The sequence below is a fragment of the Mesorhizobium sp. M0870 genome (assembly GCF_040319775.1).
In the GTDB taxonomy this organism is placed as follows: domain Bacteria; phylum Pseudomonadota; class Alphaproteobacteria; order Rhizobiales; family Rhizobiaceae; genus Mesorhizobium.
In genome coordinates, this window is record NZ_JAMYOI010000002.1 from 111,363 (window position 1) to 135,137 (window position 23,775).

Below are 23,775 nucleotides of genomic sequence, written 5' to 3' on the forward strand. Positions count from 1 at the left end.
CTACTTCTCCAGGCGCGCCAGCAGCGAGGACGTGTCCCAGCGCTTGCCGCCCATCGCCTGCACATCCTTGTAGAACTGGTCGACAAGTGCTGTCACCGGCAGTCTGGCGCCATTGCGATCGGCCTCGGCCAGACAGATGCCGAGATCCTTGCGCATCCAGTCGACGGCGAAGCCGAAATCATATTTGCCGGCGTTCATCGTCTTGTGGCGGTTCTCCATCTGCCAGGAGCCCGCGGCGCCCTTGGAAATCACCTCGATCACCTTCTCGATGTCGAGTCCGGCCTTCTTGCCGAAATGGATGCCTTCGGCCAGGCCTTGGACGAGGCCGGCTATGGTGATCTGGTTGATCATCTTGGTGAGCTGGCCGGCACCGGCCGACCCCATCAAGCCGACCGTGCGGGCAAAAGCGTCGATAACAGGCTTCGCTCTGTCGAAAGCGTCCTGCTCGCCGCCGACCATGACGGTCAGCACGCCGTTCTCGGCGCCGGCCTGGCCGCCCGAGACAGGCGCATCGAGAAACGAAAACCCGCCGGCTTCCGCCGCCGCCGCCAGCTCGCGAGCGACCTCGGCCGAGGCCGTGGTGTTGTCGATGAAGACCGAACCCTTCTTCATCGATTTGAAGGCGCCTTCCGGACCGGTCGTCACCGAACGCAGATCGTCGTCATTGCCGACACAGGAGAAGACAAAATCCTTGCCCTCGGCGGCCTGTGCTGGCGTCGCCGCAAGGCTATCGCCATGCTGGCCAACCCATTGCTCGGCCTTGGCCTTGGTGCGGTTGTAGACGGTGACATCATGGCCACCCTTGTTCTTCAAGTGCCCGGCCATCGGATAGCCCATCACGCCAAGACCGAGAAATGCAACAGATGCCATGAGCTTGCCCTTCAGAAACGGAATTTGCTGCGAAAGCTCTAGGCTCTGCGCTCAATTCGTCAAGACGCGTAGGGCAGGATCGGCTGGTGCAGCTGAATTGAAATAGTCAGCGTTTCAGGTGAACGGTGATCCGGCGCTCGATCCATTCGACGCCATGGCGCAATATCTCGACCATCACCAGATAGACGAGCGCGACCCAGATATAGGCCTGGATGTCGAACGAGTTGGCGAAGGCGAGCTTTGCATTGCCCATCAGATCATAGACCGTGATGATGGCGACGATGGCGGACGCCTTGACCATCAGGATCAGTTCGTTGCCATAGGGCCGCAAGGCGACGATCAAGGCTTGCGGCAGGATGATCTTGCGCAAGGTCTGCAATTTGTGCAGACCAAGCGATGCCGCCCCTTCCCATTGCCCTCTTGGCACGCTCTCGATGGCGCCGCGCAGAATCTCGGCCTGATAGGCGGCGGTGTTGAGCGCAAAGGCAAAGACGCCGCAATTGAACGCGTCCTTGAAAAAGTCCCAGAGGCCGATCGACTGGAGCTCGACCCTGAACGAGCCCAATCCGTAATAGACGAGATAAGTCTGGACCAGCAGCGGCGTGCCGCGGAAGAAATAGACGTAGCAATAGGCGAGGCCGGACAGGATCCGGTTCTTGGACATGCGCCCGTAAGCGACGGGCACCGACAGGATCGCGCCGAGCACCATCGATATGGAAACCAGCGAGAGCGTTACCCCAAGCCCTCGCAAATAGGCTGGCGCATATTTGGCGAAGAACTCAGGGTTCCAGGCAAGGAAGAGATAGCTGACGATGCCAATGCCGAACAAAATCCACAGGCAGACCAGCGCATAACCGGCAATACGCCTGCGCGGCCAGCCGCGCGCCCGGGGCGGGGGCCGTTCGACCATTGTGGCCGTGGCGCTCATCGCTGCGCCTCCTGCCGGCCAAGCGAACGCAGGATAGCGCTGGTGGCGAAGGACGACAGGACGGCCAGACCAAGAAAGACCAGCGAGGCGACACCGAAGAACAGGAAAGCATGCTTGGTGACGCGGGCGGCAATGCTGGCATTGCGCAGCGTCTCGGCCAGGCCGACGACCGACACCAGCGACGTGTCCTTGAGCAGGCTGAGCCAGCAATTCTCCAGGCCGGGGAACGCGATGCGCAGCAGCTGCGGCACGATCACCTTGCGCATGGTCAGCCAGTTCGAAAGACCGATGGCATAGCCGCCCTCATACTGGCCTTTCGGAATGGCCCGGAAGGCCGACAGGAAAACCTCGCTGGCATAGGACGAGAAGATCAGCGCAAGCACGATCATGCCGGCGACGAAGCTGTTGACGTCGATGGTGGTGTCCGGCCGGAAATACCTGACGAGATGCTGCAGCAGGATCGGCATGCCGAAGAAGAACAGGAAAAGCGTCACCAATTCCGGCAGACCGCGAAAGACGGTGGTGTAGATGTTGGCGGCAAGGCGCAACGAGGGTTCTTCGGACTGCTTGGCGAGTGCAATGAAAAAGCCGATCGTCAATCCGATGGGCAGCGTGGCAAGCGCAAGCGCAATGGTGATCAGTGCGCCATAGGCAATATCGTCAAGCCAGCCTTCGGGTCCCCAACTGAGAAGTGTCCATATGCTCTGGGCTGGCATCGATCGGTCTTATCCCCACGGCATTCCCAAGATGAACAGAAGACGGCGGGGGAATTCCCCGCCGTCTTGACCGTATTTATCAGGACTCGGCGCCGTAGACGTCGAACTTGAAGTACTTGTCGTTGATTTCCTTGTATTTTCCATTGGCGCGAATGGCGTCGATGGCCGAGTTGAGCTTGTTGACCAGGTCGGTTTCGCCCTTGCGCACGGCAATACCGGCGCCAGGCCCGAAGATCTCGACCGGCTGCGGCGAAGGTTGGCCGAGGATCTTGCAGCAGGCGCCGTCAGGCGAATCCAGAAACTGCTGCAGCACGACAATATCGTCCTCGATGGCGTCGAGACGGCCATTGGCAAGATCTGCCTGCTCCTCGGGGCTGCTCGGATAGCCCTTCACGGTGCTGTCGGTGTAGGTCTTCGAGGCATAGTTGAAATGCGTCGTGGTGGTGGCGACGCCGATGGTCTTGCCGGCGAGATCTTCCTTGGTCACGCCTTTCAGCGTGCTGTCCTTCGGCACGGCGAGAGCCGACGGCGTGTTGTAGTATTTGTGCGAGAAGTCGACCTTTTCCATCCGCTCCGGCGTGATCGACATCGAGGCGACGATGGCGTCGAACTTGCCGGCCTGAAGGGCGGGAATGATGCCGTCCCAATCCTGGGCGACGAAGGTGCACTTGACCTTCATCTCGTCACAAAGCGCCTTGGCGATGTCGATGTCGAAGCCCACGAGCTGGCCATCGGCCGTGAGATTGTTGAATGGTGGGTAGGCGCCTTCGGTGCCGATCCTCAGGGTCTTTTCCTGGGCCTGGGCGACGCCGAGCGTCAGCAGCGCGGCCGATGCGGCAAGCGCGATACGCAGTGAAATACGCATGATGGTCCTCTCTTTATGGTCCCGGCCGTCGTTCCGAACGGCTCTGTGGGGCGGTGCTTTTGACCGCCCGCTGGCGCGATACTCCCACTCTTTCCAAGAAAAAAGCAACTGCAAAACCGTAAAAATGGGCAAGGCTATTCTGCCGTTGCGTCAGCGCTCAAGCAACGAGCCCAGTGGTGCGCTCGATGAAGTCGGCTATCGATTTTGCATCGTCGAGATCGAATACCGGCAGCAGCTCGCCTTCAATCGCAAAATCGGCGGCGACAGCGACGATGTTGGGATCCTCCGCCGAAAGCGGCGTACGGTCCTTCGCATCCAGCCGGCGGGTTTCGATCTTGTCATGGGCTTCGCGCTTGTAGCCCTCGACCAGCACAAGGTCGCAAGGGGCAAGCCGCGACAGGACAGTCTCCAATGTCGGCTCGTCCTCGCCGCGCAGCTCGTGCATCAGTGCCCAGCGAACGCCGGAGACGATCGCGACTTCGGTGGCGCCAGCCTGCCGGTGGCGAAAACTGTCGGCGCCCGGTTTGTCGATGTCGAAATCATGATGGGCGTGTTTCACCGTCGAGACTTTCCAGCCGCGCCGGACAAGTTCGGTGACCAGCCTTTCGGTCAAAGTCGTCTTGCCGGAATTCTTCCAGCCGGTGATGCCGAAGACGCGTCTGTTCATGGCTTGATGCTCTGCAACAGACGCTCGGCAGACACAAGATCGTCCGGATCGTTGATGTTGAAGAAAGGGTCGACCCCCGCCGATTGCAGAACAGGGAATTCCACCTCGACAAAACCGTGCCGGTCGATGAAAGCCGAAACCCGCCTGATATCCTCGTCGACCAGAAAGTGCCGCAAGGCATCGCGGCAGCCGAGCGGCCAGAGCGCGAAGGTCGGGTGCCGCTTGCCGGCCGAGCAGGCAACGGCAATCGAACCGGGACTTTGATCGGCGGCCGCTGCCAGACGCTCGACAAGGTTCAACGGCAGGAAAGGCGTGTCGCCGGCAGCACTGACGATCGCTTTGCAAGACGTATTGGCCGCGGCCCATTCGAGGCCGGTCAGGATTCCGGCGAGCGGCCCGGCAAAGCCGGGCACGCTGTCGGCAAGCACCGGCAGTCCAAAGCGCAGGAATCGTGCAGGATCGCCATTGGCGCTGAGCGCCAGCGATTCTATTTGCGGGGTGAAGCGCGACACGACCTGGTCAAGCAGGCAGCCATCGCCAAGCGGCAACAGGCTCTTGTCGCCGCCGCCCATCCGTCTCGACTGGCCACCGGCCAGGATGATCCCCGCAATGTCTCGCTTCATGCCACGAAGCCTGTACGCCAGCCGTCGGAAATCACAAGAACCTTCAATGATCTGGCTAGATTCCGTCCGGAACCATGCTCGGCCCCGTGCTTTCGGCGACGATCTTGCGCCGGCCGGCGACCCGCTCGCGGTAGAGCGCATAGAGGCCCGAGCCGATGATGATGGTGGCGCCGACGATCATCGGCGGATCGGGGATATCGGCGAAGATGAACAGGCCAAGCAGGATCGACCAGATCAGGGCCGTATAGCGGAACGGCGCGATGAAGGAGATGTCGCCCGCCCGCATCGCCATGATGATGAACTGGTAGCCGATCAGCACCAGCACCGCCGCCAGGGCCAGCAGGGCTGTGCTGTCCCCCGTCATCGGCGTCCAGCCGCCCATTGCCGGCAACAGCGCCGCACCGACGATGGTCATGGCAAGCGCGGTTGCCGTCGACACCAGCAATGTCGGAATGGCCTTGGGAATTTGCTTGGTGGCGAGATCGCGCACCGCACAACAGGCAACGCTGGCCAGCGCCGCCAGCGAGTAGATGCTGAACCCTTCGAAGCCAGGCCGCACGATGATCAGCACGCCGGCAAATCCGATGGCGATGGCCAGCCAGCGCCGCCAGCCGACAGCCTCGCCAAAGACGAGCGCGGCCCCCATCGTCACCGCCAGTGGCAGCGCCTGCAGCACCGCCGAAACATTGGCGATCGGCAAATGGGCGAGGGCGACGAGAAAACTCACCGTGGCACCGGCCTCGCTGATCACGCGCAGGGCCACCAGAGGCTGCAGCATCGAGCCCGGGCGGGCGAGCGCGCCGCGCTGCCAGGCGAGCAAGCCAACGAAAAGCGAAGCGAAAGCCCCACGGATCAACATGACCTGCGCCATGTTCATCGATTGTGACGAGTATTTGGTGATGGCGTCGTTGAGGCAGAAGCCGGCCATCGCCACCATCATGAACAACGCGCCGCGAATATTTGGTGACAGGGGCAAGACGGCTACCGGTTCTGCTAATGCATGTCGCCCAAAAGTGACCTCGATTTTTGGGAAACGGCATGCATAAGAAACAAAGACCTAAAGCGCGTCACCTGAATCCGTTCAAACGCGACGCGCTTTAGGCAGCAAGCCTGTAACAGCCGGGCATGAAACAGCAACAGCAAAGGGCTGGGCCACAGCCTTGTTTGTGGCCCAGAAGATCACCTGCAATGGCGGCAGAACTTACTTCTTCGGCGTCAGCACCTCGGTGCCATTGCCTTCCTTGCCGGCGATGGTCCACAGACCATGCAGCGAGCCGTCGTCCGTCATCTTGTAGACGACGAGGCCGATATCCTTGCCCATGACATAGCCGGCCGAGAAGGCGTCATCGTTGCGCATGCAGATGCCGTCGGAAGATGAGCCACCGGTTTCCCAATGGATCGCGCAGGTCGTCCCGCTGGTCAGCGTGATGGTGGCTTCGCCGCCGTAGGCCGAGCCGTCGAAGTTGGTGCCGGCGACGGTATAGGTGCCGCCGATCGACTGCGCCGTTGCGGGCGCGGCCGCGAGACCAAGCAAGGCCAGAGAAAGAACGAGTTTGCGCATGATGTATTCCCCTGTGAGCGAAGAGCCGCTTCCAGGGAAAGGCTAGGCTGGAACAGACTGGCCGTAAATCCGGCTGCGGTTCGCGAACTAGACTTTTTCTGGGGTGTGGTTCGAAACGTTCATGGCCCCTTGAGACTGCCGGCAATGGCGCCGACCAGCGGGTCGTATTTCGACTTCAGGGCCGGAGGGTAATCGACCCATACCGTGCGGATGACGCCATCTCCACCAAATAGGCGCCGCTCGTAAAAGATCTTTCCTTCCTTCAAGCCCGACAGCACTGCAGTCCTTTCCGGCCCTGCTGTAGGTCACCTTGTAGCCCGGCTCGTTGCTCGCCTTCTGCGCCGCGACAAAGCCTTTCGGCGTATCGTCGTCGATGTTGAGGATGCCCGAGCAGATCAGGCTGGCACCATCGGCACTCAGCCATTGCTGCCCGTCGCCATTGTCGGGCTCGGGCTGGTGCTCGGTGAAGATTTCCTCGGGAAAGGTGCAGACGGTGCCGAAGCGCTCGTTCACATAGGTGAACGGCGCGGCAATTGCCGTGCTCGCCGCGATCGCAGCGAAAAACGTCCCGAATGAAAAGAACCGCCGCATGTCTTGCCCCGAAGTCGATGACCGCACGGCAATTCTTGCACAGATCGGCGGGAAGATCAGCCGCCGGTGACGCTCATATGGCGCGATACCGATGGGCGGCTGGTGCGGCGGTCGATGATGAAGTCATGGCCTTTCGGCTTGCGGCCGATCGCTTCGTCTATCGCTTCGGCGACCAGCTCGTTGCCTTCGGAGGCGCGCAAGGGCGCGCGCAGGTCAGCGGCATCTTCCTGGCCCAGGCACATATAGAGGGTGCCGGTGCAGGTCAGCCGGACGCGGTTGCAGCTTTCGCAGAAATTATGCGTCATCGGCGTGATGAAGCCGAGCCGTCCGCCGGTCTCGGCGACCTGGACGTAGCGGGCCGGGCCGCCGGTCTTGAAGGGAATGTCGGTCAGCGTGAACTGGCGTTCCAGCGACGCGCGCAGCAGCGACAGCGGCAAATACTGGTCGGTGCGGTCGGCATCGATCTCGCCCATCGGCATGGTTTCGATGACCGTCAGGTCCATGCCGCGGCCATGCGCCCAGCGCATCATCTCGGGCAGCTCGGCGTCGTTGAAATCCTTCAGCGCCACCGCGTTGAGCTTGACCTTCAGCCCCGCCGCCTGCGCGGCATCGATGCCTTGCATGACCTTGTCGAGATGGCCCCAGCGGGTGATCTTGTGGAACTTGTCGGCATCGAGCGTATCGAGCGACACGTTGATGCGCTTCACGCCGCAATCGGCGAGTTCGGCGGCAAAGCGCGACAGCTGCGAGCCGTTGGTGGTCAGCGTCAGTTCTTCCAGCGCGCCGCTGGCGAGATGCCGCGACAGCTGGCGCACCAGATGCATGATGTTCTTGCGCACCAGCGGCTCGCCGCCAGTCAGGCGCAACCGCCTGACGCCCTTTTCGATGAAAACCGTGCACAGCCGATCGAGCTCTTCCAGCGACAGCAGGTCCTTCTTCGGCAGGAAGGCCATGTCCTCGGCCATGCAATAGGTGCAGCGGAAATCGCAGCGGTCGGTGACCGACACGCGGAGATAGCTGATCGTGCGGCCGAAAGGATCAATCATGTCCATGCTTCAAGCGCTTCCCGTGGCCGTGAACGGCTTCGTTATATACCGCTATGTGATACGATCCGGCCATTCATTCAAGATACCGCCTCTCGATCTTTGGTAACATCCCTCAGCCGACATCGCATGTCGGTCGGTCTCATCAGCTCTTTTCCCGTTTGGCGAAGCGGCGTAGGGAAGGGTGGATGACACAGGATCGAACAGCATGACCGCACCGAAGGAGCTCAGGGTCTCCAAGGACCGCAAACTTCTGTCCGTCACCTTTCCCGACCATCGGCCGTTCGAACTGCCGGCGGAACTGCTGCGCGTCGCCTCGCCATCGGCCGAGGTGCAGGGCCATTCGCCCGAACAGCGGGTGACGATTCCCGGCAAGCGCAATGTCGCCATTCTCAAGATCGAGCCAGTCGGCAACTACGCCGTGCGCATCACCTTCGACGATTTCCACGACACCGGCATCTTCACTTGGAATTACCTGCACACACTCGGCCACGAGAAGGATGCGCGCTGGGAGGCCTATCTCGCCGAGCTTGCGGAAAAGGGCCTGAGCCGGGACCGCTAAAATTGATTCCCCTCGCTGTCGTCAAAACGTCATCGAGATGGCGTAGCGCCGGCAAAGGTTTGGAGGCGAAAACATGTCCGTCATCACCACGGTCGAGCAACTCGAGGCGCTTTATGGCGTTCCAGGCGAGGCCTCGCTGGTCAAGGAACTCGACCAAATCATTCCCGAATATGCCGCCTTCATCGAAGCCTCGCCCTTCGTCGCGCTGGCGACCGGCGGACCGGAGGGGCTGGACTGTTCGCCGCGCGGCGATCTCGCCGGCTTCGTGCGCATCCATGATCCGAAAACCCTGATGATGCCGGACCGACGCGGCAACAACCGCGCCGATTCGCTGAAAAACATCATTTGCGACCCACGCGTCGGCCTGCTGTTCCTGGTGCCGGGCTCCGGCACGACGCTGCGCGTCAACGGCCGCGCTCATATCACCACGGATACGGCGCTGTGCGCATCATTCACGGTGGACGGCAAGGCGGCGCGATCGGTGACCGTCGTCGACATCGATTCGGTCTATTTCCAATGCGCCCGGGCCATCGTCCGCTCCGAGCTCTGGAACGCGGCAAGGCACGTCGACCCGAAGTCGCTGCCGACGGCCGGACAGATCCTGGAAATCACCAGCCGCAGGAACATCGACGGCGAAACCTACGACAAGGAATGGCCGGAACGGGCGAAGAAGACGATGTGGTAGGTCCAGGCTGAAAGGCCGTCACGCTTCCTTCAGCACATCATAGATCTTGCGCATCTGATCGCCGATCATGTCGCATTGTTCCGGTGTCGACTGGCTCATCGCCTTCTCGATCAGCGCCATATGCACTTTCAGCGCCTGCATCAGCAGCGCCTCGCCGGCCTTGGTGAGCGCGAGCCGCAGGATGCGCTTGTCCTTCTCGTCGCCTTCGCGGCGTAGCAGGCCACGCGCTTCCAGCTGCGGCAAAAGCATGGTGATGTTGGAGCGGCCGACGAGCAGCTTGCGGGCAAGATCGTGCTGCGACATGCCGGGGTGGCGATAGAGGTTCATCAGCACGTCGAGCTGCGCCGGTTTCAAATCGAGCGGTGCAAGCTTCACCGCGAGCGTGCGCTCCAGCACATGGCATGCGCGCGCCACCGCGACCCAGTTGCGGAAACGGGGGTTGTCCCAAGGCAGCTCTTGTTTATTGTTCATCTTTGAACTATTATGTTCATGCTTGAACGTATGGATGGATTTTCACTATGGCATCATTCGGGCTGAAGGTCATCCGGGGCGTGTTCGGTGCGGCAGAGCGTGTCGCGCCGCGGCTTAGCGGACGCGCGGCGTTCGAATTGTTCTGCCGCACCCCGAATGTCAAGGCGCTCAGCGATGGCGAGCGCCGCGCTGTCGAGCGTGCGGCCGGGTTCATGACCGAGGCGCGTCATCACCGGCTGAAGACCGCGACCGGCTGCGTCATGGTGCACGAGTTCCGGCCCGAGCCGGGCAGGGCGGCCGCCGGCACGGTGCTCGTCGTCCATGGCTGGCGCTCGCGCACCGAATATATGCGCGCCTTGATCGAAGGCTATCGCGCCGCCGGCTACAGGGTCGTTTCGCTTGACCTGCCCGGCCACGGCCAGTCGCAGGGCCGGCGCCTGAACATGGTCAATGCCGTGGATGCGGTGCGAATTGCCGGCGAGTGGTTCGGCCCCTTCGTGGCAGCCGTCGGCCATTCCTTCGGCGGCGCCGTTGCCGCCAACGCCATCGCCGGTTCGGTCAAGAACATCCCGCCGCTGGCGGCCGGACGCCTGGTGCTGATCGCGGCGCCAAGTTCACTGCCGGCGATCTTTGCCGACTTCAGTCATATGTTGAATGTCGGCCCGCGCTCGCAAGCCGCCATGGCGGACCGGGTCGAGCATCTTTCCGGCCGGCCGCTGCACGAATTCACCGGTGACCGCCAGCTTGCCCAGGCCCCGGTGCCGACCCTGGTCATCCACGCGCAGGACGACCGCGAAGTCTCGGCCGATCATGCAAGGCGCTATGCCGGCGCCGGCGGCCATGTGCGGCTCTACTGGGCCGATGGGCTCGGCCACCGCCGCATTCTCGCCGACAAGGGTGTGGTCGAACGCGCGGTCGGATTCGTGACGCATCGCGAGCCATCGCTGCTGCATTGAGCGGCGGTCGAAATTATTTCTTCTTCTCGCCGGGTTCGACCGGCAGTCCAGCCGCCTTCCAGGCGGTGTAGCCGCCAAGGATGTGCTTGACCGGCGAAAGCCCCATGTCCTGCGCCGTCTTTGTGGCCAGCGCCGAGCGCCAGCCGCCGGCGCAGAAGAACACGAAGCTCTTTCCCGAGGCGAAGAACGGCTTGTGGTAAGGGCTTTCGGGGTCGATCCAGAACTCCAGCATGCCGCGCGTGACATGCTTGGCGCCGGGAATCTTGCCGTCGCGTTCCACTTCGCGTGGATCGCGCAGATCGACGAAGATCGTGTCTTCATCGTCGAGCAGCCCGGCCGCTTCCTCCGGCGAAACCACCTCGATCACGGCGTTCGCCTCGTCCAGCAGCTCGCGATAACCCTTTTTCACACTCTCATCCCTCCCGGCCTTGCCGGCCCTAGCATTGCTGGCCTCCCGGCCTTGCCGGCCCTAGCATTGCTGGCAAGTCAGAATTTCGAGCACACCAGCCGGCGTTTGTCACGCCGCGTTGCCGCCGGCCAGCGTCCTCCAGGCCGCCATGGCCCCGGCAACCGTCGCCAGCAGGGCATCGTGCGAGGCGCCGTCGCGTGCCTGGATCGACATGCCGTGCTGGACCGTGGCGAAGAAAGTCGCGGCGGCGCTCGCATCGAAATTCGCCGGCAATTCGCCTTCGGCAACGCCGCGCTCGAGACGCTTCCGCAGGGCGGTGTGGTTTTCGGCACGACGACGGCGCAGATCGTCGCAGATGGCGCCTCGGCTCGAATCCTGATGCAGCGCGCCGAGCGTGATCAGGCAGCCCTGCGGACGATCGCTCTGCGCATAGGCCTTCGCCGTCAGGCTCAGGAATTGTTCGATCGCCTGCCGCGCGGTCGGAGCCTCGTCCAATGCCAGCCAGATGTCGGCACCCTCGGTGTGCGAGTAAAAATCCGTCGCCTCCAGGAACAGCGCCTCCTTGCTGCCGAAGGCGGCGTAGAGGCTGGGCGAGTTGATGCCCATGGCGGCGGTCAGCTCGCTCATCGATGCGCCTTCGTAGCCACGCGCCCAGAACACCTGCATCGCACGTCGCAGGGCTGCGGTTCGATCGAAGGTGCGGGGACGGCCTCGTTCCGACATGATGCTCTTTTCTGTGTTGATCGATACATAATTAAGTTGACGCCGACGGGCAAGGCTGACAGATATTTATGTATCGATCGTTACAAAAGGAGAATTTGATGTCTTCCAGCAAATTGAACGGCAAGGCCGCGCTCGTCACCGGCGGCAGTCGCGGCATCGGTGCGGCGATTGCGCGACGGCTCGCGGCCAACGGCGCCAGTGTCGCTCTGACTTATGTGCATGGCGAGGAGCAGGCTCGCTCGGTTGTGGCCGAAATCAAGGCCAAGGGCGGCCGCGCCATCGCGATCAGGGCCGACAACCGCGATGCGGTGGCTATAGAAAAGGCCGTCTACGACGCAGTGACCGCTTTTGGCCGGCTCGACATCCTGGTCAACAGCGCCGGCATCTGGCGGGCCGCCCCCATCGACACGCTGTCGCTCGCAGATTTCGACGAGACCATGGAGGTCAATCTCCGGGCTCCATTCATCGCCTCGAAGGCGGCGGCCGTGCATATGGGTGAGGGCGGCAGGATCATCTCGATTGGCAGCAACCTTGCCGAGAGGGCGACCGACGGCAGCCTCACGGCCTATTCAGCCAGCAAGGCGGCGCTGGTCGGCCTGACCAAGGCGCTGGCGCGCGACCTCGGCGCGCGCGGCATCACCGCCAACGTCGTCCACCCCGGTTCGACCGACACCGACATGAACCCGGCCGACGGCCCGCACGCCGAGCATCAGCGCCGGAAGATGGCAACACCGCGTTTCGGCAAGGCCGATGACATTGCCGGTATGGTCGCCTGGCTTGCAGGCCCTGAAGGCCGCTTCGTCACCGGCGCTGCCCTGACCATCGATGGCGGCGCCAACGCCTGATCCGAGAGATTTCCGGCTGGGGCGGAACAACCCTCCGCTCCAGCCGTCACGATCTTGTGAAACCGTTCTGCAACAGGCTTTCCAAAATTTATGAAAGCTTAACGAAATCGGTATGAATCAGTATAGTCGCGCCTTACATCCGCCATGCGGTGAGCGGGACGATCTAGCGTGCGGAACGGGAACCGGTTGCGGCCGGAGCGGGTGATTCATGAAATTCCTCGGAAACAAAGCAACCGTGATGCCGCTGATGGCAATCACGGCAACGCTGGCTTTCGGTGTACCCCAGGCAGGCGCGCAGGGGCTCTTCGACATGCTTTTCGGCGGCGGCGTCAAGCATGCGCCGAAAGGCGAGTTTCCGCCCCCGCCACCGAAGCACAAGCCAAAGCCGAAGGCTCCGGCCAGCGGTGGCGGTGGCGGTGGCGGTGCGAGAATCAGCAGCCCATCCTACTACACCTACAAGGCCGACCGGCTGGTTCGCGTCGACTTCTCGGCGCTGGCCCCGACGCCAGAGCCGGCAACGCCACAGGATGCGGCTTTCGTGCCGTCGGCAACGGGCGCTGCGTTTCGTGATGCGGTTGCCAGCTTGGGCGACTACGAACTCTTAGCCGAGCCCGACATCGCCAAGGCGCTGATCGCCTATTACTCGGCCAATCCGGATTTCATCTGGATAAGCGGAACCAGCCTCAACAGCCGCGCGCAGGATGCGGTGCGGGTGCTTGGCGAGGCTTCAAGCTATGGCCTCGCGCCCGCCGACTATACGGTCGAAGTGCCCGCTGCCGGCGCATCGTCGGCCGATGCCAATGCGCAACTGAAAGAGCTCGTCCGTTTCGAGATGGCGCTTTCCGCGCGTGTGCTGCGCTATGCCCACGACGCCCAGAACGGCCGCGTCGATCCCAACCGCATGACCGGCTACTATGATTTTCCGGCCAAGCCGCTCGACTTGCAAGGCGTGCTGAGGACGCTGGCGCATACGCAGCAAGTGCGCACCTATCTCGAATCGCGGCATCCGCAGAATGCGGAATACCAGGCGCTGCGCGTCGAGCTGGAATCGCTGCAGGCCAGCGCTGAAAACGAAATCGTCGTCGACCCCAAGCTGTTGCTGAAGCCGGGCGAAACCAGCCCTGAACTGCCGAAGCTGCTGACCCTGATCGCGCGCAATCTCGATGACGAGATGGGCGGCGCCTATGGCGAGATCCTGTCCAGGCTGGCCACCAGCGACGTCTACGTTCCGGAACTGGTCCCGGTCATCAAGGCCGTGCAGCAGAAGGCAGGCATGAAGGGCGACGGCGTCATCGGCCCGCGCACCGTCGCGACGCTGGCCGGAACATCCAAGGCCGACAAGCTGCTGAAGGTGGAAGTGGCGCTGGAGGAACTGCGCTGGCTGCCCTCCGATCTTGGCAGCCCGCGCGTCTTCATCAACCAGCCGGCCTTTACCGCAAGCTACATCGACAATGGCGAGGAAAAGCTGAAGACGCGTGTCGTCGTTGGCCGGACCACCAACCAGACCTCCTTCTTCTACGACCAGATCAAGCAGGTCGATTTCCATCCCTATTGGGGCGTGCCGCAGTCGATCATCGTCAACGAGATGCTGCCGAGATTGCGCAACGATCCGGGCTATCTCGACCGGGCCGGCTACGAGGTGACGGATTCGCGCGGCAAGCGCATTCCTTCGTCGGCGGTCAATTGGGGCGCCTATGGCTCCAACATCCCCTACAGCGTTCGCCAGCAGCCGAGCGAGGCCAACGCGCTGGGCGAGTTGAAGATCCTGTTCCCCAACAAGCACGCGATCTACATGCACGACACCCCGCAGAAATCATTCTTCCAGCGGGATATGCGCGCGCTCAGCCATGGCTGCGTGCGGCTGCAGGACCCGCGCGGCATGGCAGCGGCGGTGCTTGGCACCTCCGTGGACTATATCGCCGAGAAGCTGAAGCACGGCCATGCGACCGAGAATGTGACGCGCACGATCCCGGTCTATGTCGCCTATTTCACCGCATGGCCCGATCTGTCCGGCAAGGTCGAGTATTTCGGCGACGTCTACGACCGCGATTCGCGCCTGAAGCAGGCTCTGGACGCTACGGAGGCGGTTCGCTCGCCTTCGAGTTGATCCAGGACTTCCGGTAGGCCGTTAACTCATAAATACGGCATGACCGAAAGCGGAAAGGCGGCTGAGAGGGAACGAGGAGCGGCGGCTACCGTTATCGAACAAGCTCAAAACGCAACTGTGATCCTGTTTCGGTAGGGACGAACGATGTTGAGCGATCGAAGCGATTCTGCGACGGTGTTTTGCCATCGTCGGCATTCTGCCGATGGCTGACGAAGGTCGACCAAGCTACGGAAGTGGGCACGTTTCGCTTCAGCGTTCAGATGGAAGGGCCTTCATTCGCGATCACACGGCCACAAAACAGAGGCCCTGACCTACTCCGCAAAATAGTCACTAATGGAGGCGCCTATGCCGAGCCATTATGCGATTCTCGAAGCCCCTTCCACGCTGGGCCTGGCGACCGACGGTGTGGAGCGCTTGCCTGACCGGCTCCTGGACCTTGGCCTTGCGGAGCGCATCCAGGCGCGCCGCGCCGGGCGGCTGGCTGTGCCTGCGAAGGACCCGACGCCCGATCCCGAGACCGGCACCCTGAACGCCAGGGCAATTGCGCAGTGGTCGCCCCAGCTCGCCGACGCCGTGGAAGCGGTGCTTGACGCAGGCGGGTTTCCAGTGGTGCTGGGCGGCGATTGCACGATCGTGCTGGGCTCGGCGCTCGCGTTTCGACGACGCGGCCGCTACGGCTTGCTCTTCATTGACGGCAACGCCGATTTCTTCCAGCCAGAGGCGGAACCCAATGGTGAGGGCGCCTCGATGGACCTCGCCTTCGTCACCGGCTACGGTCCATCGCTCCTGACCGACATCGAAGGTCGCGGTCCTCTGGTCCGCCCTGAAGACGCTGTCGCCTTCGCGTATCGCGATCACAAGGATCAGGAGGAGTACGGAAGCCAGCCGCTCCCCGAAGAGCTCAAGGTGCTTGACCTTCCCGCTGTGCGCGCCACGGGCATCGAGGCCGCCGCATGCGAAGCGATCGATCACCTGACGAGAGCTGAATTGGACGGCTTCTTCATCCATCTCGACGCCGACTGTCTCGACGACGTCATCATGCCAGCTGTCGATTTTCGCGTGCTAGGCGGGTTGTCGTGGGACGAGCTGACGGCTGCGCTCCGGCTTGCCTTGGCGAGCGGCAAGGCAGTCGGCCTCGAGATCACCATCTACAATCCGCGCCTTGATGAGGACGGCAGCGCCGGACGCGGCCTCGCCGACGTACTGGCCGCTGCGCTCGGAACAGCAGCGCCATGACGACGAGCTATGGCTGCTCTCAGGCAGCAAGGCGCACTGAGCGACCGATTTGAGATCGTTTTCCGACTGGCGGCTTTCATAATGCGGCGGAATCTGTTTCTTTCAGGCTCGGCATGAGCCGATATGCCGGGCTCGCGATTGTGAGCCTGCAAGCTAGTAGCGCTGGAACAATGGCCGCCGGAAGCCGGCGTCGCGCCCGGCGATCAGCCAATAGAGCAACCCGGCGACAAGTCCGGCAGCGGCAATGATGCCGATGTCGACCCAACGCTCCGGGTCCATATCCTCCGGTGCACTCGGCCAGATCAGGGCGAAACCGCCGACCGCGGCGCCGGCGCCGAAAACCATGTGCAGCAGGACATTGCGCAACGAGAAGAACTCGGCGATCAGCGCGAAGATCAGCGTCTGCAGCGCGGTCACCACGATGGTCAGGAAATAGACGAACATGCCGAGCGGCGGCACCAGCAGCACCGCGATCGGCGAGACGCCCATGGCGTCGAAATAGTTGGGCGCGTTGGGCAAGGAGCTGAGCACGCCATAGATCACCGCGATGGCGATCAGGCCGACCAGCACCGACACGAAGTAGCCGGCCAACATCATCAATATGCGCTTCATCACGTGCTTTGCCGTCGCCATCCCCATCCCCCAATGCGGCGCCCAGAGCAATTCCAGGAAAAGTGTGAAACGGTTTCCGTCCGGAATTGCGCCAAAACAAAGAGTTAGAGCGGTTCACCGTTTCCATGAAGCGGTGAACTGCTCTGGCGCACAGTCAGCCATCAAAGCGACGCTGACGCAAGGGGAGGCGCCCGCGCCGGGAATGGCCGCTGACACGGCCGGGAACGAAATGTCTGCCGGCGAACCCTATTTCGGCTCCGCCGTCACAGGATCGTAGGTGATTTCGACCTTCGCCTTGTCCGCCGTGTAATAGGTGACGGTGTAGGCGCCGCTGTCCCAGTCGACCTCGTCCACATAGCGAAAGCCGTCGCGCTGCTCGACCTTGGCGATGATCTCGGACAGCTTCTTGGCATTGGGCGGCGGCAGCGGCTTGTCGTCCGCGGCCAAGGCCGGCGCGCCGGCGAGAAGAACGGCGACGCTGGTCGCCGGCAGAAATCTGGACATGGCTTTCCCTCAAGTTTTCGTCGGAGAGAAACTCGCTGGCGTGCCGGTTTGTTCCGCGGCTGGAATGCGTGCCGATTCAGTCCGCCGGTTTGCAGCTGCCCGAATGGGGCCGCCGCCCGCTTAACTTACGCAGCGCGTCGTTGAGCGGGGTGGAGACCTGAACGGGTTCGACGAGGGTCGACGGCGGTCACGATGCCGTGGTGGTGATCGCAATAGACGCGATCCGCCGAAGTTGGCCCGGCACAAAAACGATAGCCGCCGGGTACCGACCGGTCTTCGCTCACCGGGAAGCGGCACTGATAGAGGCCTAGCTGAATGAGGGGGACGTCTTTCGAAATCGGTCTGATGTTTTCAGGCATGGTTTTTCAAGTTCCTGGTTCATAGCCATTGCCGGCTGACGACCGCTGTGCGACCGCGTCAAAGCGAGCTTCTCTCGTTTTGGAGGGCTGTGGATCACCATATGGTGTTGATCGCAGCGTCAATGAAGCCCGAAACCCTGCTTTTCGGAAGTCAATCATTGCGACTTAAGGCCACACCGGCTGCTGGGCGGGCGGGCTACGGAAGCGAATACATCTGTCAGCAGACAGTGCGGTCGCGTCCCTGAGCATCTCTTCGAACCGTTGCGCCGGTGCTATGGTGTGCCTGCATGATCAGAGAGCAGGATATGAGGCATGCCCGAAATCACCCGCCGTACACTTCTTGCGTTCACCGCCGTGGCCTCGGCCATTGAACCGACGTTTGCCGAAGAGGAAGGTGCCTCACCCGAATTGCGGGCGCTGATCGGAGCCCATGAAGCCAGCTATGTCGGGCTTCACAGGGTTGTTCATCAAGCGGGCAGCACCAGCAACGAACGCAAGACGGCAGACCGGATTGAACAGGAAGCATCGCTGGCCATCTGCTCCTATCCGGCGATCAGCCGAGGCGACCGCCGGGCCAAGGCCGATTACCTGTTGACCGCTGAGGCTCGCGGTGAACTCGACCTGGAAGAGCACATGCAGGCCATCCTGCACTCGATGAAGCGCTGATCGCGTCTGGTGCATCTCCACCAGACATCGCCGACTGCCGTAAGGACTTTGGTGGGCGATGCAGGGATTGAACCTGCGACCCCACCCGTGTGAAGGGTGTGCTCTCCCGCTGAGCTAATCGCCCGCTCGTTGCCCGAAGGCCAAGCGAGCCGCGATATAAGGGAGGCGGGTGCGGGAAGTCAAGGCGCTGTCTGGCGTTCCGCTAAGGATCGGATTTGCTGTCCTTTCCGCGTTGTCGCCGAGGCGGGGCAGGCCGCTTCCCAAGGCTATCGAATATAGATTCTTGCGAAGAGGACCTCCACCCTAACCCTCTCCACAAGGGAGAGGGAAGCTGCCGCGCTCTCGCCTTTTGCGTCGAGAACGTTGGAAATTTGCTGATATCAGCGCCGACGGAATCTCCCTCCCCCTTTGTGGGGAGGGGTTAGGGGTGGAGGTATTCGTAGGACGCAAGCCTTTGCCCATATGCGATTGCCTGCGCCACTCCCCGTCACTACCCGGCGGCGGCAATCAGCTTCTGCGCCAGACCGAGCGTCAGGGCGTCGAAATGCGAGATCACCGCCGAGGGCTCGAATTCGCGGACATGGCGGTCGGTGTAGCCGAAATCGACCGCCACCACCGGGATGCCAGCGGCTTTCGCCGTGTCGATGTCGGTTTGCGAATCGCCGACCATCAGCGCGCAGTGCGGGTCGCCACCGGCCAGCTTGATGGTCTCGATCAGATGGCGCGGGTCGGGCTTGCGGAAGGCGAACGTGTCCTGTCCGGCGATGGCCGCGAAATGCCTGGACAGGCCGAGCGCCTCGATCAGCGCCAGCGAGTTGGCTTCGTATTTGTTGGTGCAGATGGCCAGGAGATAGCCGGCCTTTTCGAAGCGCGCGATCGCCTCGACGACACCGGGGTAGGGGCGCGATTTGCCGGGGATGTTGATTGTGTAGTGGTCGAGGAACAGTTTCAGCAGCCGGTCGTGCTCCGCGACATCGAGCGATCGCTGATGGGCGGCGTGCGCCCGCTCGATCATCACCCGGCCGCCGTGACCGACAAAACGCCTGAAGCCGGCTTCGTCGACCGCCGCGATCTCGCTGGCGGCCAGGCTGTGGTTCAGGCTGTCGAGCAGGTCCGGCGCTGTGTCGATCAGCGTACCGTCGAGGTCGAACACGATGATCGGTCGGGTCATGGTCTGTCCTGGGCAGGTGTGCAATGGGCAGGCGATAGCGGCTGCGGCGCGTCAAGGCAAGCGCGGGGCCAGTTCGTTCAGGCGGGGCCTGCCCATCAGGCCGGACATTCGCGGCGGGCCATCCTATATGAAAAAACCCGCCTCGACGGCGGGTTGTGGCGCAAATCAGCACCATGGACAAAAATGTAGCATAGCTGCCCTCACCGGTCAAGGAAATAATTCCTATACAGGCTGACCTGGAGAAGCGCCGTCCAGGGCTTTGATCGAACCGGCAAAAATGCTACGAGCCCGGCAGCGAATTTCCGGGGCAACAACCGACATGAATGCAAGGCAGTTGAAGGTCGAAGCCGCGCGGGCGGCACTCGCCCATGTGAGCGACGGCATGCGGCTCGGCATCGGCACCGGCACCACGGCCGAAGAGTTCGTGCGGCTGCTTGCCGAAAAGGTTGCCACCGGCATGACCGTCATCGGCGTGCCGACCTCGGAGCGCACCGCTTCGCTGTGCCGCGAGCTTGGCGTGCCGCTGTCGACGCTGGAGGAAACGCCAGAGCTCGATCTCACCGTCGACGGCGCCGACGAAGTCGACCCGGAACTGACCTTGGTCAAGGGCGGCGGCGGCGCGCTGCTGCGCGAGAAGATCGTCGCCGCGGCGTCCCAGCGCATGATCGTCATCGCCGACCGCTCCAAGATGGTCGAGACGCTCGGCCGTTTTCCGCTGCCGATCGAGGTCAATCCGTTCGGCCTGCGCGCCACTGAAATCGCGGTTGCCGCAGCGGCTGAAAAGCTCGGTCTTTCCGGGCCGGTCACATTGAGGATGACGGGGGGGCAGGCTTTTGTTACAGACGGCGGCCATTTTATCCTCGATGCATCTTTTGGCCGCATTCCGGATACAAGAGCGCTTTCGAATGCTCTCCACGCCATTCCGGGCGTGGTCGAGCATGGTCTTTTCATCGGGCTGGCTTCAGCGGCCATCATCGCCGGCGGCGACGGTATCCAAACCGTCCATGCCGCCCGAAAACCAGGGAGTTCTACCGATCATGACGTTGCATAACCGGGTTCGCAGCCTTTCCGTCCTTCTGGCGGCCTCGGCCGTTTTCGCCTTCTCTTCGCCGGCGTTTTCGCAGGATGTCACGGAATCGCACCTGAAGGCCGCCCGCGCGGCGGTCGCTGCGATCCACGCGACCGACCCGTTCGACAACATCCTGCCGCAGGCAGCCGCGGCGCTCGAATCGCAGCTGATCCAGAAGAACCCGGACATGCAGGAACTGATCGGCAAGACGATCAGCGAGAAGGCGCTGGCGCTGGCCTCGCGCCGCGCCGACCTCGAGAAGGAAGCAGCACTCGCCTACGCGAAAGTGTTCTCCGAAAAGGAACTGGCCGACATCGCCGCCTTCTACAATTCCGATTCGGGCAAGAAGCTGCTCGATAGCGGCCCGACGGTGACCCGCGAACTGGTCAAGGCAGCCGACATCTGGCAGAACGGCCTCGGCCGCGATCTCGCCCAGCAGGTTGGCGAAACGCTGGCCGCCGCCGCCAAGGCAAAGGCGCAGGCAGCACCTGCCGCGCCCGCCGACGGAGCCGCCGCTCCGGCCGATGGCGCAGCGCCCGCCGATGGCGCGGCCCCCGCGGACAACAACTGATCCCGCATTTCAAATGGCCTTGCGGCCTCCCGCGAAAGCCCGGCCTGTCCGGGCTTTTCTTTTGACGGTTTGCGGCCTACCTGTCTGACACATTTCTGAAGCTTGGGAGCCGCGTCATGGCCGGTTACGACTACGATCTTTTCGTCATCGGCGGCGGTTCGGGCGGGGTCAGGGCGGCGCGTGTCGCCGCGGCTCTCGGCAAGCGTGTCGGCATCGCCGAGGAATACCGCTATGGGGGCACCTGCGTCATCCGCGGCTGCGTGCCGAAAAAGCTCTATGTCTATGCCTCGCAATTTCCCGAGCACTTTGCCGACGCCGCCGGCTATGGCTGGACGGTGCCGGAAGCCAGTTTCGACTGGCAGACGCTGGTCGCCAACAAGGATCGCGAGATCAGCCGGCTGGAGGCGATCTACGTCAGGAACGTCGAGGGCGCCGGCGGCGAGACCTTCCACTCGCGCGCCATGATCGTCGATCCGCATGTCGTGCATCTCCTGGGTGAGGATCGCACCGTCACAGCAGACCAGATCCTGATTGCCACGGGCGGCCGCCCGGCGCCGCATCCGGCGCTGCCCGGCCATGAACATTGCATCTTTTCCAACGAGGCTTTCGACCTCAAGGAATTGCCCAAGGCGATCATGATCGAGGGCGGCGGCTACATCGCTGTCGAGTTCGCCAACATTTTTCACGGTCTCGGCGTCGACACCACGCTGGTCTATCGCGGCAAGGAGATCCTCAGCCGGTTCGACATGGACCTGCGGCGCATGCTGCACGAAACGATGGAAAAGAAGGGGATAAGAATCCTCTGCCATTCCGTGTCCGAATGGATCCGCAAGCGGCCGGACGGCCGGCTCGACGCGCTCGTCAGCGGCGGCGAGGTGCTGACCGTCGACCAGGTGATGCTGGCCATCGGCCGCATTCCCAACACCGAGAATATGGGCCTGGAAGGAATCGGACTGGAGATGACCAAGACCGGCGCCATCGCCGTCGACCAATATTCCCGCACCAACATCGACAGCATCTGGGCGATCGGCGACGTCACCAACCGCGTGCAACTGACGCCGGTGGCGATCCACGAGGCGATGTGTTTTATTGAAACCGCCTTCAAGGGAAATCCAACCGCGCCCGATCACGAGACGATCGCGACCGCCGTCTTTTCACAGCCGGAGATCGGCACTGTCGGCGTGTCGGAGGACGACGCCGTCAAACGCTTCCCCGACATCGAGATCTACCGCGCGACATTCCGGCCGATGCGGCACACCCTGTCCGGGCGGGATGAGAAGATGCTGATAAAGCTGGTGGTCAACGGCGCGTCGAAGAAAGTGCTTGGCGCCCACATATTGGGGCCGGACGCCGGCGAGATGGCGCAGCTGCTCGGCATCCCGCTGAAGGCCGGCCTGACCAAGGACGATTTCGACCGCACAATGGCCGTGCATCCGACAGCGGCGGAAGAACTGGTCACCATGTACAAGCCGACCTATCGCGTGAAGGACGGCGCGCGGGTGGATTGACGGCAAAGCCGGACCGCGGGACTCCGCCGCAGCAAGGTATTTGCCACGGCGGAGATAAGGAAGCGGCTACAGCAGCGTGCCGCGCAGGATCACCAGCGCCACCGAGAAGTAGATCACCAGCCCGGTGACATCGACCAGCGTGGCGACGAACGGCGCCGATGCGCTGGCAGGGTCGAAGCCGATACGTTTCAAGGCGAACGGCAGCATCGACCCCGACAGCGAACCGAAGGTGACGATGCCGACGAGGGCCGCGCCCACCGTCGTGGCGATCAGCGGCCAGTGCGGGCCATAGTCGTAGAAGCCCATATATTGCCACAGCGCAATGCGGCAGACGCCGACCACGCCGAGCATGGCGCCCAGCACGAGACCGGTGGGCAGCTCGCGCAGCGCCACCCGCCACCAGTCGCCAAGACCGATCTCGCGCAGCGCCAGCGCACGGATGACCAGCGAGGTCGCCTGCGAGCCGGAATTGCCGCCCGAGCTCATGATCAGCGGGATGAACAGCGTCAGCACGATCGCCTTCTCCAGCTCGCCCTCATAGCTCTGCATCGCGTTGGCCGTCAGCATCTCCGAGATGAACAGCGCGCACAGCCAGCCGCCACGTTTCTTGATCATGGCGAGGAAGCTCATCTTCATGTACGGCTCGTCCAGCGCCTCCATGCCGCCGAAACGGTGCACATCCTCGGTCGTCTCCGCGATCATCGTGTCGATGATGTCGTCGATGGTGACGATGCCGAGGATCTTGCCGTGGTCGACGACCGGAACGGCGAGCAGATCGTATTTGGAGATCGTCTGCGCCAGGGTTTCGCGATCGGTCAGCGGTCCGACCGTCACCGGAAGATGATCCGGCGCCACCGTCATGATCGAATCGCCGGGCTCACCGGTGATCAGCCGGCGCAGGCCCGTCGAGCGCAAAAGCAGGTGCGTTTGCGGATCGACGATATAGATCGCATACACGGTCTCGCGCGTCCGCTCCACCTTGCGGATGTAGTCTAGCGTTTGCCCGACGGTCCAGTCCGAGGGCACGCTGACGAACTCCGTCGTCATGATCGATGCGGCGCTGCCTTCGGGATAGCCGAGGATGGAGAGCAGCGTTGCGCGCAGCGGCGGTGCAAGCCCGCCAAGCAGCTCGGAACGGGCCGGCTCTTCCAGCTCGCGCAGGATGTCGGCGGCACGGTCGACCGACATCGCGGTGAGCAGCTTGCCCGCCTTGGCGCGCGGCAGCGCCTCCATGAGTTCGGACGCGCCGTCGAGTTCCGGCTGATCGAAGATCTCGACCAGACGTTCGAACGTCACTTCACAGAGCAGTTCCGTCGCGGTCTCTCGAGGCTCCCTGTTCAGGGCCTCGACAATGTCGGCGACGTGATCGTTGGCTAGGATACGGGCAATCGCGACGGCCTCGTCGCTGGCTACGGCGGTAAATTCGTTCATGGCTCACTCCTTGCCGTCCGGCAGGA

The 23,775-nt window shown here is 62.7% G+C and carries 27 protein-coding genes and 1 tRNA gene; 10 read left to right on the top strand and 18 right to left on the bottom strand.

Annotation, left to right across the window (positions count from 1 at the left end):
* From NKH97_RS03580 to moaA, 10 genes are all read right to left on the bottom strand, one after another.
* Complete coding sequence (locus NKH97_RS03580) at positions 1-870, bottom strand: NAD(P)-dependent oxidoreductase (RefSeq protein WP_352442423.1); 870 nt, start codon at positions 868-870, stop codon at positions 1-3.
* A 106-nt stretch (positions 871-976) separates the two neighbouring features.
* Complete coding sequence (locus NKH97_RS03585; RefSeq protein ID WP_352442424.1) at positions 977-1,798, bottom strand: ABC transporter permease; 822 nt, start codon at positions 1,796-1,798, stop codon at positions 977-979.
* Positions 1,795-2,514, bottom strand: coding sequence for an ABC transporter permease (locus tag NKH97_RS03590; protein WP_127270845.1), 720 nt, complete (start codon positions 2,512-2,514; stop codon positions 1,795-1,797). The genes NKH97_RS03585 and NKH97_RS03590 overlap by 4 nt, the downstream gene beginning before the upstream one ends.
* A gap of 79 nt (positions 2,515-2,593) precedes the next feature.
* Positions 2,594-3,379 carry an ABC transporter substrate-binding protein gene (locus tag NKH97_RS03595; RefSeq protein WP_027036615.1) on the bottom strand — a complete coding sequence of 262 codons (786 nt, stop codon included), beginning with the start codon at positions 3,377-3,379 and terminating at the stop codon, positions 2,594-2,596.
* Positions 3,380-3,536: 157 nt separating this feature from the next.
* Positions 3,537-4,046, bottom strand: coding sequence for a molybdopterin-guanine dinucleotide biosynthesis protein B (gene mobB, locus NKH97_RS03600; RefSeq protein ID WP_023813952.1), 510 nt, complete (start codon positions 4,044-4,046; stop codon positions 3,537-3,539).
* Positions 4,043-4,669, bottom strand: coding sequence for a molybdenum cofactor guanylyltransferase MobA (mobA, locus tag NKH97_RS03605; protein WP_023813953.1), 627 nt, complete (start codon positions 4,667-4,669; stop codon positions 4,043-4,045). Before mobA ends, mobB begins: the two co-directional genes overlap by 4 nt.
* A gap of 55 nt (positions 4,670-4,724) precedes the next feature.
* Entirely contained in the window at positions 4,725-5,645 is a 921-nt protein-coding gene (locus NKH97_RS03610) for a DMT family transporter (RefSeq protein ID WP_023813954.1), read from the bottom strand.
* A gap of 225 nt (positions 5,646-5,870) precedes the next feature.
* The gene (locus NKH97_RS03615) at positions 5,871-6,230 is read right to left on the bottom strand and encodes a hypothetical protein (protein WP_352442425.1); all 360 of its coding nucleotides are present in this window, start codon (positions 6,228-6,230) and stop codon (positions 5,871-5,873) included.
* 87 nt (positions 6,231-6,317) lie between these two features.
* Complete coding sequence (locus tag NKH97_RS03620; protein ID WP_352442426.1) at positions 6,318-6,821, bottom strand: hypothetical protein; 504 nt, start codon at positions 6,819-6,821, stop codon at positions 6,318-6,320.
* 56 nt (positions 6,822-6,877) lie between these two features.
* On the bottom strand, positions 6,878-7,873 hold the full coding sequence (gene moaA / locus NKH97_RS03625) for a GTP 3',8-cyclase MoaA (RefSeq protein WP_031213805.1): 996 nt from the start codon (positions 7,871-7,873) through the stop codon (positions 6,878-6,880).
* A gap of 199 nt (positions 7,874-8,072) precedes the next feature.
* Here moaA and NKH97_RS03630 point away from each other — a divergent pair, with 199 nt between their 5' ends.
* Together NKH97_RS03630 and NKH97_RS03635 are read left to right on the top strand one after the other, a co-directional pair.
* Positions 8,073-8,426 carry a gamma-butyrobetaine hydroxylase family protein gene (locus NKH97_RS03630; protein ID WP_352795431.1) on the top strand — a complete coding sequence of 118 codons (354 nt, stop codon included), beginning with the start codon at positions 8,073-8,075 and terminating at the stop codon, positions 8,424-8,426.
* A 73-nt stretch (positions 8,427-8,499) separates the two neighbouring features.
* Positions 8,500-9,111, top strand: coding sequence for a pyridoxamine 5'-phosphate oxidase family protein (locus NKH97_RS03635; RefSeq protein ID WP_352795433.1), 612 nt, complete (start codon positions 8,500-8,502; stop codon positions 9,109-9,111).
* Between the two features lie 18 nt (positions 9,112-9,129).
* Here NKH97_RS03635 and NKH97_RS03640 read toward each other — a convergent pair whose 3' ends face one another.
* Positions 9,130-9,582 carry a MarR family winged helix-turn-helix transcriptional regulator gene (locus NKH97_RS03640; RefSeq protein ID WP_352795435.1) on the bottom strand — a complete coding sequence of 151 codons (453 nt, stop codon included), beginning with the start codon at positions 9,580-9,582 and terminating at the stop codon, positions 9,130-9,132.
* A gap of 47 nt (positions 9,583-9,629) precedes the next feature.
* Here NKH97_RS03640 and NKH97_RS03645 point away from each other — a divergent pair, with 47 nt between their 5' ends.
* A complete protein-coding gene (locus NKH97_RS03645; RefSeq protein WP_352795437.1) occupies positions 9,630-10,538 on the top strand; it encodes an alpha/beta hydrolase in 909 nt (302 codons plus the stop codon).
* 13 nt (positions 10,539-10,551) lie between these two features.
* Here NKH97_RS03645 and NKH97_RS03650 read toward each other — a convergent pair whose 3' ends face one another.
* The gene (locus NKH97_RS03650; RefSeq protein ID WP_023813962.1) at positions 10,552-10,947 is read right to left on the bottom strand and encodes a rhodanese-like domain-containing protein; all 396 of its coding nucleotides are present in this window, start codon (positions 10,945-10,947) and stop codon (positions 10,552-10,554) included.
* A 108-nt stretch (positions 10,948-11,055) separates the two neighbouring features.
* Entirely contained in the window at positions 11,056-11,670 is a 615-nt protein-coding gene (locus tag NKH97_RS03655) for a TetR/AcrR family transcriptional regulator (protein WP_127297305.1), read from the bottom strand.
* Between the two features lie 98 nt (positions 11,671-11,768).
* Here NKH97_RS03655 and NKH97_RS03660 point away from each other — a divergent pair, with 98 nt between their 5' ends.
* The 3 genes from NKH97_RS03660 (at position 11,769) to NKH97_RS03670 (ending at position 15,858) form a co-directional block, all read left to right on the top strand.
* Positions 11,769-12,515 (top strand): 3-oxoacyl-ACP reductase family protein, encoded by a 747-nt coding sequence (locus NKH97_RS03660; RefSeq protein ID WP_352795439.1) that lies wholly within the window; start codon positions 11,769-11,771, stop codon positions 12,513-12,515.
* 208 nt (positions 12,516-12,723) lie between these two features.
* The gene (locus NKH97_RS03665) at positions 12,724-14,622 is read left to right on the top strand and encodes a L,D-transpeptidase family protein (protein WP_352795441.1); all 1,899 of its coding nucleotides are present in this window, start codon (positions 12,724-12,726) and stop codon (positions 14,620-14,622) included.
* Between the two features lie 345 nt (positions 14,623-14,967).
* On the top strand, positions 14,968-15,858 hold the full coding sequence (locus NKH97_RS03670; protein WP_352795443.1) for an arginase family protein: 891 nt from the start codon (positions 14,968-14,970) through the stop codon (positions 15,856-15,858).
* 153 nt (positions 15,859-16,011) lie between these two features.
* Here the strand turns inward: NKH97_RS03670 and NKH97_RS03675 are convergent, their stop codons facing one another.
* Both NKH97_RS03675 and NKH97_RS03680 read right to left on the bottom strand, forming a co-directional pair.
* Positions 16,012-16,497, bottom strand: a complete 486-nt coding sequence (locus NKH97_RS03675; RefSeq protein WP_352795445.1) for a hypothetical protein — start codon at positions 16,495-16,497, stop codon at positions 16,012-16,014.
* 219 nt (positions 16,498-16,716) lie between these two features.
* Complete coding sequence (locus NKH97_RS03680) at positions 16,717-16,974, bottom strand: PepSY domain-containing protein (RefSeq protein WP_023813967.1); 258 nt, start codon at positions 16,972-16,974, stop codon at positions 16,717-16,719.
* A 671-nt stretch (positions 16,975-17,645) separates the two neighbouring features.
* Between NKH97_RS03680 and NKH97_RS03690 the strand changes: the two genes are divergently transcribed.
* Positions 17,646-17,999, top strand: coding sequence for a hypothetical protein (locus tag NKH97_RS03690; protein WP_352795448.1), 354 nt, complete (start codon positions 17,646-17,648; stop codon positions 17,997-17,999).
* A gap of 49 nt (positions 18,000-18,048) precedes the next feature.
* Here the strand turns inward: NKH97_RS03690 and NKH97_RS03695 are convergent.
* Positions 18,049-18,123: transfer RNA gene (locus NKH97_RS03695), tRNA-Val, on the bottom strand.
* A gap of 366 nt (positions 18,124-18,489) precedes the next feature.
* Positions 18,490-19,170, bottom strand: coding sequence for a phosphoglycolate phosphatase (locus NKH97_RS03700; RefSeq protein ID WP_352795449.1), 681 nt, complete (start codon positions 19,168-19,170; stop codon positions 18,490-18,492).
* A gap of 319 nt (positions 19,171-19,489) precedes the next feature.
* Here NKH97_RS03700 and rpiA point away from each other — a divergent pair, with 319 nt between their 5' ends.
* The 3 genes from rpiA to gor all read left to right on the top strand — a co-directional run bounded on the left by rpiA (position 19,490) and on the right by gor (position 22,318).
* Entirely contained in the window at positions 19,490-20,221 is a 732-nt protein-coding gene (gene rpiA, locus NKH97_RS03705; protein ID WP_352677246.1) for a ribose-5-phosphate isomerase RpiA, read from the top strand.
* A complete protein-coding gene (locus NKH97_RS03710) occupies positions 20,208-20,810 on the top strand; it encodes a DUF2059 domain-containing protein (RefSeq protein ID WP_127297192.1) in 603 nt (200 codons plus the stop codon). Before rpiA ends, NKH97_RS03710 begins: the two co-directional genes overlap by 14 nt.
* A 116-nt stretch (positions 20,811-20,926) precedes the next feature.
* Positions 20,927-22,318, top strand: coding sequence for a glutathione-disulfide reductase (gor, locus tag NKH97_RS03715; protein WP_352795452.1), 1,392 nt, complete (start codon positions 20,927-20,929; stop codon positions 22,316-22,318).
* Between the two features lie 66 nt (positions 22,319-22,384).
* Here gor and mgtE read toward each other — a convergent pair whose 3' ends face one another.
* Positions 22,385-23,749 carry a magnesium transporter gene (gene mgtE / locus NKH97_RS03720; RefSeq protein ID WP_352795454.1) on the bottom strand — a complete coding sequence of 455 codons (1,365 nt, stop codon included), beginning with the start codon at positions 23,747-23,749 and terminating at the stop codon, positions 22,385-22,387.
* Positions 23,750-23,775 lie beyond the last annotated feature (26 nt).

What these genes read in the sequence shown, in the direction of transcription:
- mobB (WP_023813952.1), bottom strand. Translation starts at nt 4,046, where the DNA reads ATGAACAGACGCGTCTTCGGCATCACCGGCTGGAAGAATTCCGGCAAG.
- NKH97_RS03580 (WP_352442423.1), bottom strand. Translation starts at nt 870, where the DNA reads ATGGCATCTGTTGCATTTCTCGGTCTTGGCGTGATGGGCTATCCGATG.
- NKH97_RS03645 (WP_352795437.1), top strand. Translation starts at nt 9,630, where the DNA reads ATGGCATCATTCGGGCTGAAGGTCATCCGGGGCGTGTTCGGTGCGGCA.
- NKH97_RS03640 (WP_352795435.1), bottom strand. Translation starts at nt 9,582, where the DNA reads ATGAACAATAAACAAGAGCTGCCTTGGGACAACCCCCGTTTCCGCAAC.
- NKH97_RS03590 (WP_127270845.1), bottom strand. Translation starts at nt 2,514, where the DNA reads ATGCCAGCCCAGAGCATATGGACACTTCTCAGTTGGGGACCCGAAGGC.
- NKH97_RS03675 (WP_352795445.1), bottom strand. Translation starts at nt 16,497, where the DNA reads ATGGGGATGGCGACGGCAAAGCACGTGATGAAGCGCATATTGATGATG.
- mobA (WP_023813953.1), bottom strand. Translation starts at nt 4,669, where the DNA reads ATGAAGCGAGACATTGCGGGGATCATCCTGGCCGGTGGCCAGTCGAGA.
- NKH97_RS03660 (WP_352795439.1), top strand. Translation starts at nt 11,769, where the DNA reads ATGTCTTCCAGCAAATTGAACGGCAAGGCCGCGCTCGTCACCGGCGGC.
- NKH97_RS03585 (WP_352442424.1), bottom strand. Translation starts at nt 1,798, where the DNA reads ATGAGCGCCACGGCCACAATGGTCGAACGGCCCCCGCCCCGGGCGCGC.
- NKH97_RS03615 (WP_352442425.1), bottom strand. Translation starts at nt 6,230, where the DNA reads ATGCGCAAACTCGTTCTTTCTCTGGCCTTGCTTGGTCTCGCGGCCGCG.
- rpiA (WP_352677246.1), top strand. Translation starts at nt 19,490, where the DNA reads ATGAATGCAAGGCAGTTGAAGGTCGAAGCCGCGCGGGCGGCACTCGCC.
- moaA (WP_031213805.1), bottom strand. Translation starts at nt 7,873, where the DNA reads ATGGACATGATTGATCCTTTCGGCCGCACGATCAGCTATCTCCGCGTG.
- NKH97_RS03710 (WP_127297192.1), top strand. Translation starts at nt 20,208, where the DNA reads ATGACGTTGCATAACCGGGTTCGCAGCCTTTCCGTCCTTCTGGCGGCC.
- NKH97_RS03635 (WP_352795433.1), top strand. Translation starts at nt 8,500, where the DNA reads ATGTCCGTCATCACCACGGTCGAGCAACTCGAGGCGCTTTATGGCGTT.
- gor (WP_352795452.1), top strand. Translation starts at nt 20,927, where the DNA reads ATGGCCGGTTACGACTACGATCTTTTCGTCATCGGCGGCGGTTCGGGC.
- NKH97_RS03655 (WP_127297305.1), bottom strand. Translation starts at nt 11,670, where the DNA reads ATGTCGGAACGAGGCCGTCCCCGCACCTTCGATCGAACCGCAGCCCTG.
- NKH97_RS03670 (WP_352795443.1), top strand. Translation starts at nt 14,968, where the DNA reads ATGCCGAGCCATTATGCGATTCTCGAAGCCCCTTCCACGCTGGGCCTG.
- NKH97_RS03620 (WP_352442426.1), bottom strand. Translation starts at nt 6,821, where the DNA reads ATGCGGCGGTTCTTTTCATTCGGGACGTTTTTCGCTGCGATCGCGGCG.
- NKH97_RS03665 (WP_352795441.1), top strand. Translation starts at nt 12,724, where the DNA reads ATGAAATTCCTCGGAAACAAAGCAACCGTGATGCCGCTGATGGCAATC.
- NKH97_RS03595 (WP_027036615.1), bottom strand. Translation starts at nt 3,379, where the DNA reads ATGCGTATTTCACTGCGTATCGCGCTTGCCGCATCGGCCGCGCTGCTG.
- NKH97_RS03690 (WP_352795448.1), top strand. Translation starts at nt 17,646, where the DNA reads ATGCCCGAAATCACCCGCCGTACACTTCTTGCGTTCACCGCCGTGGCC.
- NKH97_RS03700 (WP_352795449.1), bottom strand. Translation starts at nt 19,170, where the DNA reads ATGACCCGACCGATCATCGTGTTCGACCTCGACGGTACGCTGATCGAC.
- NKH97_RS03630 (WP_352795431.1), top strand. Translation starts at nt 8,073, where the DNA reads ATGACCGCACCGAAGGAGCTCAGGGTCTCCAAGGACCGCAAACTTCTG.
- mgtE (WP_352795454.1), bottom strand. Translation starts at nt 23,749, where the DNA reads ATGAACGAATTTACCGCCGTAGCCAGCGACGAGGCCGTCGCGATTGCC.
- NKH97_RS03680 (WP_023813967.1), bottom strand. Translation starts at nt 16,974, where the DNA reads ATGTCCAGATTTCTGCCGGCGACCAGCGTCGCCGTTCTTCTCGCCGGC.